Below are 10,805 nucleotides of genomic sequence, written 5' to 3'. Positions count from 1 at the left end.
CCCCTGTGTGTTTTCCTTCTGAATTTGTAAGATCCGGCAGACCATAAAAAGCTCTGTTCAGAATACTGTGTCCGTCAATCAGTAATATTTTTTCGCTCATAAAATCCTCCAGTGTCTTTATAGAATGTAATTTGTCTCCATCATTACAAAAATCAATATTGCCGCAATCGTAGCGATCAGAAGGCATATACTTACTCCAAACATCAGCCAACTGGCTTTCTTCTTGCGGATATATCTTCTGGATTTCCGGATATCCTGTTCCAGCAGTTTTTTGAAATCCAGAACTGAATCGCTGCTGTCATCATCAAGCTGCTGTGTTACCTCATGTACAATAAAATATGTTTCCAGTTCATCATAACAGGAAGAACAATTCTGTACATGATCGAGAAACTCTTCCAGTTCATTTAGTGGAAGATCATGTTTAATATAACTACTCACCATTCCTTCTGCAGTTCGGCAATCCATCTTCATTCCCTTCTTTCTTCCAAAAAACATCCAGGATGCTGCGTTCACTATTACGAATTATAACCGAACCGGAGTTAATTGGCAAGGAAAAGCAGCAGAAGCTCAAATCGCCTCTGCTGCTTTCATTGCTGTTCACTCAGTTTTCAGTGACATAACCAAATTTCCGGATTGCCTGCGGCAATGGACTTTTGGCTTGTATATCTTGAAAAAATATCACTTCTGCAGATTCACTTTCCCGGAAGATGTATCTGCATCAGCTTCTGTACTGTTTTCGGATTCTGCATTGTTCTCAGACTCTGTATTACTTTCAGATTCTGCCACTACAGTGGGAACCTGTACAGGTGTATTTAGGATCTTCATAAATTCCTCACCTGTAATTGTCTCATGCTCATACAGATATTTTGCAAGTTCATGGAGCTTTCCGATATTGTCCTGAAGGATTTTCAGTGCTTTCTGGTGTTCCATCCTGACAAGCTCCACAACCTTCTTATCCAGAAGAGTCTGTGTCTCAAAAGAACAGCTTAAGCTGGAGTCTCCGCCCAGATACTGATTTGTCACATTCTCCATGGCAACCATATCGAAGTCTTCACTCATACCATATCTGGAGATCATTGCTCTTGCAAGCTTAGTCGCCTGTTCGATATCATTGGATGCTCCGGTTGTAATAGAGTGGAAGATCAGTTCCTCAGCGGCACGACCGCCTGTAAAGGTCGCTATCTTATTTGCAAGTTCTTCCTTTGTCATCAGATAATGATCTCCGTCATCCACCTGCATGGTATATCCGAGTGCTCCTGATGTACGCGGAATAATAGTGATCTTGTGGACCGGTGCAGATTCGGTCTGCTTTGCTGCAACCAGCGCATGTCCGATTTCATGATAAGCAACTATCAGTTTTTCTTTATTGGAAAGAACTCTGTTCTTCTTCTGATATCCTGCGATAACTACCTCAATACTCTCCTCAAAATCTGCCTGAGTGGCAAATTTTCTGCCGTCACGTACTGCACGAAGTGCTGCTTCATTGACAATATTTGCAAGTTCTGCACCGGAAGCTCCGGCTGCAGCTTTCGCAATCTCATCAAAACGTACGGAATCTGCGATCTTAATCTTCTTTGCATGGACTTTAAGGATTTCCTCACGTCCTTTTAAATCCGGAAGTTCAACAGGAATACGTCTGTCAAAACGTCCAGGACGAAGAAGTGCGGGATCAAGGGAATCCGGTCTGTTGGTTGCCGCAAGGATCACAACACCTTTGGAGCCGTCAAAACCATCCATCTCTGTAAGCAGCTGGTTCAGAGTCTGCTCGCGCTCATCATTACCGCCTGTAAATCCGGCACCATCACGTTTCTTGCCAATTGTGTCGATCTCATCGATAAATACAATACATGGAGCTTTCTCATTCGCCTGTTTGAAAAGATCACGCACCTTGGCAGCGCCCATACCAACAAACATTTCCACGAATTCAGAACCGGAAATGGAGAAGAACGGAACTTCCGCTTCACCGGCTACCGCTTTTGCAAGAAGTGTTTTACCTGTACCCGGAGGGCCTACAAGAAGGGCTCCTTTCGGCATAGATGCACCGATTTCTCTGTATTTCTGCGGGTTATGAAGATAATCTACGATCTCTGTCAGAAGGTCCTTGGCTTCGTCCTCTCCCGCTACATCTGAGAATTTGATTCCCGTAGATGATTTCACATATACTTTCGCATTACTCTTTCCAAATGACATTGCTCCACCGGGACCTCCGCCCATGGAACTCATCATCTTCTTGCTGAGCCACCTTCCAAGAAGGATAAAGATGGCAATCGGCAGTACATATCCTGCGATCAGACTGATCCAGATAGATGTCTGCTGTGGTGCTGCTGCACCGAACTTGACATTTGCATCATGCAAACGGTCTACAAGGTCAGGATCATTCATCTTGACAGTTCTGAAATAACCCTCCTGTCCGTCACTCTCTGCTACATAATAAATATAATCATCCTGAATTTCTACTGTCTTAACGTAATCCTTCTCTACTCCTGTCAGGAAAGTACTGTAATCAGTCGTCTGTACCTTTCGTCCCTCAATTGCAGGAAGTAACAGCACATTCAGAAGAATGATAATAACTGCCGCAATGATATAATATACATAAAGCGGTTTTCTGCCAGGCTTTTTATTATCAAGGTTCATTGGCTTTTCCTCCATTTCGTTTTGTTATGATGTACCATATCACTTATTCATCTCTTTTTCAAGAAAAGCGAGATAAATTTCATAAAGATTTTAGAATTATCTGAACTGTTTAATACGGCAAATAAAAAAAAGCGAACACCTTCACAAACAAAGGCTTCGCTTACTTTTTAATGCCGGCAGTGGGACTTGAACCCACACGTGGTTGCCCACAACAGATTTTGAGTCTGCCTCGTCTGCCATTCCGACATGCCGGCATTGAAACGAGTATTATCATATCACGTTTTTGTCGAAATGGCAAGGGCATTTTTGAGTTTTTTTTAATATTTCACAAACCTCGTTTTAGAATACACATTGCTTGCCTTGATCAGTTTCTGATATCTGGCAAACAGCTTCTCAGGAAGTCTGATAGTTACGGTTTTGTTGACCGCAAAAGCTTTTTTTCCAACATAGTTCAGTGCTGTACTGTTGATCCTGAGCACTTTGACTGCCGGGCACTGGTAAAAAGCTCTGGCATCTATATGTCTGACACTGGCAGGAAGTATAAAATTTCGCAGTTTCGTACACTGTGCAAATGCGTTGCTGCCAATTCTTTTTACTCTGCTGCCAAATCTTATGTTCCGCAGATTCGGGCACTGGCTGAACGCATATTTTCCAATCGTTGTTACATTATTTCCAAAAATAACATCTGTAATTTCTTTGTTCCCGCTGAAGGCATTCTTGTCAATTGTAGTTACTTTATAAACTTTATCATTGATCACAACTGTAGCCGGAATCTGTATCACATTATATTCCGCAGCAAGACCTGTAACGCTTACTTCTCTTTCATTTAAAATCTTATAGCCAATTCCACCTATCAGGTACTTATAGCTTCCATCCTGTTCAGTTAACGGAGCTGCATTGAACTGATATCTCACAGGTTGTACAATATCGTTTTTCTCCCATATACCTCCTGTATATTCTTCTCTCTGGAAAAAGATATATATATTGTATGCACGTTCCACCTTTGTATAAATACCCTTTGCAGAACCGATTTCCCATTTCCTGTGAATATCGCTTTCCTGCGGTTTGAGAGAAAGACTCCAGTATAATGGTGTCCATCTGACATCTCCCTCAACAGGATTCGTATTCTGCGTTCCGGCACCGGTCACATTAAATTTATAGTAAGTGTTGGGATAGAAAACCAGAGGTTTGTCAAGTCCTTCAACGACACTGTCATTTGCACTTACCCCTTTGCTTTCATCTGTGTCTGTTGAAGTTTCCTCTCCGGCTGCCCAGATGAAATTCTGTGTATCTGCTCCATCCTGAAATTCCGCTGCACCGGTCGTACTGACCGGAACTGCTGCCAGAACACCTGCCAGCACCATAGCTGCTATTTTTTTCATTACTCTCTCCTCCTCTTTTTCAGCAGTATATCAAATATATACAACTGTTCAGTCCTTTCTTATAGCAATAGTGAACTGTTACTGTTCTGCTTACAATTTATATCTACATCTTGTATTTTACTTATTTTTCTGCTAAATGTCTACCTTGATTTTCTGCTAATCCTGTCGTATTTTTACTTCATCTGTATTCCACTTCTCATACGTGATATAATCCGCACCCATTTTCCTGAAAATGTCTACCATATCCTCATTCCGGCAAAGCCATACGGATATGCGGATTCCATTCTGATGGGCATTGTTGATATCATTCATACTGATATTTTTATACTCTGCACTTATGTCCAGATCATATTTCTTACACTGCTGTATCATAGAAGCATTCATGCGCACTGTACGGATCCACTGCATTTTTCCTGTAAATCCCATCTCACGCAGTTTACCAAGTGTTTCTATGCGGAAACAGATGAGTACCGGCTCTTTCTGTGATTCAGTCAGAAGCTGCATGAACAAATTCATGGCTTCTTCCGTACGGATTGACTTTATTTCAATCACCGGCGTCACAGAGTACTTATTGCAGCATGCAATATACTGTTCCAGTGTAGGAATAAGATTATCCGGATACTGCGAAGCATTTCTTCCATTTATAATCGGATACTGCTTTATCTCCTCATAAGTCATCTCTGAAATAAGCCTGTCCTCCCCGCACATCCGCAGCAAAGAATCATCATGAGAGACAACCAGAACTCCATCTGCGGTCTCTCTCACATCTGTCTCCACAAACTCCGCCCCATTGCGTCCTGCCATCTCAAAGGCAGGCACGGAATTCTCAGGTGCTTCTGTCTGTTCACCTCTGTGCAAAATATAATGAGTAACTCCATCCAGGGGTTTCCGGAACTTTTCCTCATCTTCCGGTGCAGGTGTGATTTTCGGAGTTGGCGTGACCGTTACCGTCGGCTCCGGGGTCACAGATGGTGCTGGTTCATCCGGCGTCAGTGTAGGCGTAATTTCCGGAGTTTCTGACGCTGCCGGCAGGACGATCACTTCTATCTCTGATACATATCTGTCAATACCATAAGAAACACTGGTGATTTTGACATTTCCCGCCTTTTTTGCAGTAACTTTTCCTTTCTTTGATACAGTTGCCACCGTTTTATCAGAAGAAGTATAAGTCAGCCTTTTTCCATACTTCTGCGGCTCCAGAATAATTGTCTTTCCTGCCGTTACTTTCACCTGTTTTTTGTATTTCTTAAAAAGAACTGTTTCCGTTTTATTACAGACAAAAACCTCGCAGTTTACTTTCAGTCCACTCATCTGTGCTGTGATCGTTGCATGTCCGGGCTTTAAACCATATATCCTGCCATTTATAACCTTTACACATTTTGAGTTACTGCTGGTCCATTTAAACTTCTTTGGACTCACTTTTGTATCATGATTCAGGATCTTTACTGTATAAGTGGCACCGGTCTTTACAACCACCTCAGATTTATGCACTCGATATTCGTCTGCTGCATAAGTATTATCTGCCACAGATATTATACTGGTAAAACCTGTAATTATAAGCACAATAGCAAATATGACAGACCTTACAGTCTGCATGCCTGTTCTTTTGTCTCTGTATTCTTTTTTCTTATCTCCCATTATTCTATCTCTCATCTCTCATATGCCATTCCTGATCTGCTGCTTTTATTTCCGGTATGTTCTTAAACACTTCACAATTCTGATCACATTCGTCTCTGATGCAGGGACAGACCATCTTTACTTTTTTAAAATGTCCGGGAACACCCTCATATTGTACACTCCACAGACCATTGTAATGCAGTTGTTTACACATTCCTGTTTCATATTCATATTTAATCATACGTCTACCTCCGAACAGACAAAATTTTTACAGTACATTCTTCTGAAATCACTGTTTCTCCATGCAAAACGAAAGGCACTAACCTTCCAGCATCATGCACAGATCAGTACCTTTCTTTTTGTGTGTTTTTATGTCATATCTGCCCCGGCAATACCACAAGACAGTAAATTACAGAATAATCACAGCATTATTCCATATCTTCCAGTAATTTCTCATAAATCGGGAAGCAGTCAAATGTTGCGAAATAATCCTTCGGTGTCTCGGCACGGCGGATCATCTCGAAACTTCCATCTTCATGGAGAAGAATCTCAGAAGATTTCAGTTTACCATTGTAGTTATATCCCATGGCAAAACCATGAGCTCCTGTATCATGGATCACAAGAAGATCTCCCATATCAACCTTCGGAAGATAGCGGTCAATTGCAAACTTATCATTGTTTTCGCAGAGAGAACCTGTCACATCATACATATGATCACATGGCTGGTCTTCTTTTCCCATAACAGTGATATGATGGTATGCACCATACATTGCCGGACGCATCAGGTTTACAGCACACGCATCCACACCAATATATTCTTTATGAGTATGCTTCTCATGAATTGCCTTAGTTACCAGGCAGCCATACGGTCCCATCATGAAACGTCCCATTTCTGTATAAATTGCAACATCACCCATTCCTGCCGGAACAAGTACTTCTTCGTATACTTTGCGGACACCCTCACCGATCTCTCTGATATCATTCGGAGTCTGATCTGGTTTGTAAGCGATTCCCACACCACCGGAAAGGTTGATAAACTTCACATGAGCACCTGTCTCCTTCTGAAGTTTCACTGCCATTTCAAACATCTCTTTCGCCAGCATCGGATAATACTCATTTGTCACAGTATTGCTTGCAAGGAATGCATGGATACCGAATTCCTCGGCACCTTTTTCCTTCAGGATCTTGAATGCTTCAAAAATCTGCTCTGTTGTCATACCATATTTGGCATCTCCAGGGTTGTCCATAATATCGTTGCTGATCTTAAACACTCCGCCCGGATTATAACGACAGCTGATCACCTTCGGAATATATCCTACTGCTCTTTCTACACTCTCGATATGTGTAATATCATCAAGATTGATGATTCCGCCGATTTCATTTGCATATTTGAATTCTTCTTCCGGTGTATCATTGGAAGAAAACATGATATCTCCCTCTTTGCATCCGATTGCTTTGGACATCATCAGCTCTGTCATGGAAGAACAGTCACAGCCACAGCCATACTCCTGAAGGATCTGGATCAGAAATGGATTTGGAGTTGCCTTCACAGCAAAGAATTCTTTGAAGCCCTTATTCCATGCAAATGCTTCTTTCACTGCCTTTGCATTCTCGCGGATACCTTTTTCATCATAAAGATGGAAAGGTGTAGGAAACTGCGCTGTGATTTCCTGAAGTTTATCCAGGGTGACAAATGGTACTTTTTTCATAATAATCTTTTCTCCTCTTACTTCTTGTGTATATGTGTATATAAATGATCCTGACAGTACTCGTAGTTTCCGTTACATTTGGAACAGAAACGGAATTCCAGATTCGGATCATCTTTCTCTGTACGACCACAGACTGCACATTTGTGCTTTGTCACTTCCCCTGACTTGCTGCCCCCCGGGAAGGGAACGGTCTTACTTTCTCCCATTGCTCTCTTAAACTGATTTCTGCGATGGATTTCCTTCGGATTGTATCTGTTAAGATTTCTTGTACCAAGGAAGAAAATGATAAAGTTCAGTAAGGATGCGATGATCGGCAGTGCCATAAACCATGCTCCTCCCATAAAATATCTGACAATATCATATACCACAAGAGCAGCATATACAATCGCCATCCACTTCATCTTGATCGGGATTACAAAGTACAGTAAAACCTTCATATCCGGATATGTCAGCGCATATGCCAGAAAAATAGATAAACTGATATAATACGTTGAAAACTGTGATCCATTCAGATAAGCATCTAACACTCCACCTGTGATAAAATACAAAATAAACGCAGAAATTACTGTAAAAATCATTCCAGATAAAATATATACAGTAAATCTGAATGATCCCCATGTACGTTCCAGCGATGCACTGATCGGATAATAAAAGAACAATATCGCAATCATAAACCATAAAGCAGATGACGTACTCGGCGGATAAATAATCCATGTAACAAGTCTCCATATCTGACCATGCAGGATTTCAGAGACATTCAAACTCAACATGGAAAGAGCCCCCGGATTAATATACATCAATGCATATCCCAGTACATAACTTACAATAATATAAATCGTAAGATTCTCAATCCCGCGATTTCCAAATTTTCGTTCCAGTTTGTCAATAAATTTCATAAATCTCCTTTTCTCACAAAATGCTATTCGTTCTTTCGTTACAGCGGATATCCACAATCTGCTTTCTCTGCGTAATTCTGCACCGAATAACTGCCTCTCAGTTCAGACACAAAATCAGAAAAACTTCTTCTTGGAAAGAAATATCGCTGCAATAATACTTGCCACTACAGAAAGGATGATAACGATAAGAAATCCCCATGGTGTCCTGGAAAACGGCATTCCTGCAGCACTCAGGTTCATACCATACGCACTGAAAACAATAGTCGGAATACTCATAACAATGGTAATAACAGCCAGAACCTTCATAACAATGTTTAGGTTATTGGAAATAACTGACGCAAAAGTTCCCATCATACTGCTGAGGATACCACTGTAAATATTAGCCATCTCGATAGCCTGCTTATTCTCAATGATAACATCCTCCAGCAGCTCTGTATCCTCCGGATATTTCTTGATACTCTCCACCTTCAGAAGTTTCTCCAGAACCATCTCATTGGAACGCAAAGATGTGGTAAAGTATACCAGTGATTTCTCCAGTTCCAGAAGTTCCATCAATTCCTGATTTCTTGTAGACAGATGAAGTTTCTCCTCAATCTGCTCGCTCTTCTTATCTATAATACGCAGATATCTCAGATACATGCTGGCATTACGGTACAAAATCTGCAGAATAAATCTGGTTTTCATATAGGTAAAAAAGTTTCTTACCCTGCCTTCCATAAATCTTGTCAGAACCTGTGTGTCTTCCAGACATACAGTAAAGATCATCTTCTGAGTCACGATAATACCAAGAGGAATGGTCACATACCAGTCCTTCTCGTTACGTTCTTCAATCGCAGGTACATCTGCAAGGATAAGGGTATAATTGTCCTCCACTTCTATACGGGAACGCTCTTCCTCATCCAAAGGTGCGCGCAAATCGTCCACCTCTATCCCAAACTGCTCGGAAATTTCAAAAATTTCTGTTGCCGTAGGATTCGTCAGTGCAATCCAACAGCCCTCCTGTGGTTCCTGTATTTCATGGATAGCGCCATCGATTGTCTTAAAAATCCTTACCACGATCCACACTTCCCTTCTTTTTCTCGATTTCCCCTCAATAGATTGTTACTGTTTACTCTGTTCTCAGTAACAATAAATCTGCAACTATTCAGAGCTTCTGCAAGAGATTACTGAACAGTTACGTTTACTCTTTATTTTCACAAAGACTCAAACATCATTATAATTTGAACATGAATTTTTGTCAATTCCAATGCTTTCGGTTTACAAAACTTTTACACTTCGCTATAATAAAGTAGTATTTATTTATAAAAGTCCCGTAAGGTGGGGCGTACAGATTGTGGGAATGATTTTCCAAACACGCTCTAACTACGGCAACTGAATTCAGGTGAAATATCCCGCAAAGTGGGGCGTGCAGATTGTGGGAATGATTTTCCAGACACGCTCTAATACAATAACAGGAAAGGATACAAATCATATGAGCCAGTCATCATTTGGAAATAAATTTAAGGTAACCACCTGGGGAGAATCCCACGGAAAAGCTCTCGGAGCTGTGATAGACGGATGCCCGGCAGGCCTTCCTCTCTGTGAAGAGGACATTCAGAAATTCCTCGACAGAAGAAAACCCGGACAGAGCAGATACACCACCGCCCGTAAAGAGGGAGATCTGGTAGAAATCCTCTCAGGTGTCTTTGAGGGCAAAACCACCGGAACTCCAATTTCTCTGATGGTAAGAAATACAGATCAGCGCTCCAGAGACTACGGAAATATCGCATACTCCTATCGTCCCGGACATGCAGATTATACTTTTGACCAAAAATACGGATTCCGCGACTACAGAGGCGGCGGACGTTCTTCAGGGCGGGAAACCATCGGAAGAGTTGCAGCAGGTGCCATTGCTTCTAAAATATTAGGAGAACTTGGCATTTCAATCTGCACCTATACCAAATCTATCGGACCTGTTGAAATTGCTTCTTTTAATAAAGAAGAAATCCATCAGAATGCATTTTATATGCCGGACGCACAGGCAGCAGTGAAGGCCGGTGAATATCTGGAAGAATGTATGAAGAATCAGGACAGTGCAGGCGGCGTGATCGAATGTCGTATTACCGGAACACCTGCCGGACTTGGCGAGCCTGTCTTTGACAAGCTCAGTGCTCTTCTTGCCCACGCCCTGATGTCCATCGGTGCAGTCAAGGCTGTTGAAATCGGTGACGGCATTGCAGTGACTTCCTCAAACGGTTCCACTGACAATGATGGATTCACAGTCAAAGACGGTGAAATCATCAAAACCTCCAACCACGCAGGCGGAATCATGGGAGGAATCAGTGACGGCAGTGAAATCATACTTCGTGCCCATATCAAGCCAACCCCATCCATCAGCCAGCCGCAGCAGACCGTAACCAAAGATAAAGAACCTCTTTCTCTGGAAATCCATGGCCGACATGATCCGGTCATTGTCCCAAGAGCAGTGGTTGTGGTAGAATCTATGGCAGCAATCACACTGGCGGATGCGCTCTTTGTCAATATGAGTTCCCAGATGGATAAGGTTCGGGATTTTTATCGGAAATAAT

At 41.9% G+C, this 10,805-nt stretch carries 10 protein-coding genes, 1 tRNA gene and 1 pseudogene; 2 read left to right on the top strand and 10 right to left on the bottom strand.

What is annotated here, in order from left to right:
* Positions 1-117: 117 nt before the first annotated feature.
* The 9 genes from AC075L_RS00415 to AC075L_RS00375 form a co-directional block, all read right to left on the bottom strand.
* Positions 118-465: a zf-HC2 domain-containing protein gene (locus tag AC075L_RS00415; RefSeq protein WP_029676784.1), complete on the bottom strand. Its 348-nt coding sequence runs from the start codon at positions 463-465 to the stop codon at positions 118-120.
* Positions 466-678: 213 nt separating this feature from the next.
* Positions 679-2,634 (bottom strand): ATP-dependent zinc metalloprotease FtsH, encoded by a 1,956-nt coding sequence (gene ftsH / locus AC075L_RS00410; RefSeq protein WP_118566270.1) that lies wholly within the window; start codon positions 2,632-2,634, stop codon positions 679-681.
* Positions 2,635-2,805: 171 nt separating this feature from the next.
* Positions 2,806-2,888 (bottom strand) — tRNA-Leu (locus AC075L_RS00405).
* 63 nt (positions 2,889-2,951) lie between these two features.
* Positions 2,952-4,016 (bottom strand): leucine-rich repeat domain-containing protein, encoded by a 1,065-nt coding sequence (locus AC075L_RS00400; RefSeq protein ID WP_195280131.1) that lies wholly within the window; start codon positions 4,014-4,016, stop codon positions 2,952-2,954.
* Positions 4,017-4,172: 156 nt separating this feature from the next.
* Entirely contained in the window at positions 4,173-5,654 is a 1,482-nt protein-coding gene (locus AC075L_RS00395; RefSeq protein WP_173681455.1) for a glycerophosphodiester phosphodiesterase family protein, read from the bottom strand.
* A 4-nt stretch (positions 5,655-5,658) separates the two neighbouring features.
* Complete coding sequence (locus AC075L_RS00390) at positions 5,659-5,874, bottom strand: hypothetical protein (protein ID WP_020993737.1); 216 nt, start codon at positions 5,872-5,874, stop codon at positions 5,659-5,661.
* A gap of 187 nt (positions 5,875-6,061) precedes the next feature.
* Positions 6,062-7,342, bottom strand: a complete 1,281-nt coding sequence (locus AC075L_RS00385; RefSeq protein WP_008704744.1) for a diaminopimelate decarboxylase — start codon at positions 7,340-7,342, stop codon at positions 6,062-6,064.
* Positions 7,343-7,359: 17 nt separating this feature from the next.
* Complete coding sequence (locus AC075L_RS00380; protein ID WP_025576938.1) at positions 7,360-8,238, bottom strand: acyltransferase family protein; 879 nt, start codon at positions 8,236-8,238, stop codon at positions 7,360-7,362.
* A 114-nt stretch (positions 8,239-8,352) separates the two neighbouring features.
* On the bottom strand, positions 8,353-9,294 hold the full coding sequence (locus AC075L_RS00375) for a magnesium transporter CorA family protein (protein ID WP_025576939.1): 942 nt from the start codon (positions 9,292-9,294) through the stop codon (positions 8,353-8,355).
* A gap of 190 nt (positions 9,295-9,484) precedes the next feature.
* On the opposite strand from AC075L_RS00375, the gene AC075L_RS00370 reads away from it, so the two are divergent.
* Complete coding sequence (locus AC075L_RS00370) at positions 9,485-9,613, top strand: DUF6783 domain-containing protein (protein WP_368205588.1); 129 nt, start codon at positions 9,485-9,487, stop codon at positions 9,611-9,613.
* On the opposite strand, the pseudogene AC075L_RS00365 reads toward AC075L_RS00370, so the two are convergent.
* Positions 9,605-9,709, bottom strand: a pseudogene (locus AC075L_RS00365) (DUF6783 domain-containing protein); the annotation flags it as partial. The gene AC075L_RS00370 and the pseudogene AC075L_RS00365 sit on opposite strands and share 9 nt — an antisense overlap.
* On the opposite strand from AC075L_RS00365, the gene aroC reads away from it, so the two are divergent.
* The gene (gene aroC / locus AC075L_RS00360; protein WP_118571067.1) at positions 9,710-10,804 is read left to right on the top strand and encodes a chorismate synthase; all 1,095 of its coding nucleotides are present in this window, start codon (positions 9,710-9,712) and stop codon (positions 10,802-10,804) included. It begins immediately after the preceding pseudogene.
* The last annotated feature ends 1 nt before the right edge of the window (position 10,805 follow it).

The sequence above is a fragment of the Blautia sp. ZXY-1-B12 genome, assembly GCF_056339915.1.
This window is presented reverse-complemented; position numbering and strand designations above follow the sequence as displayed.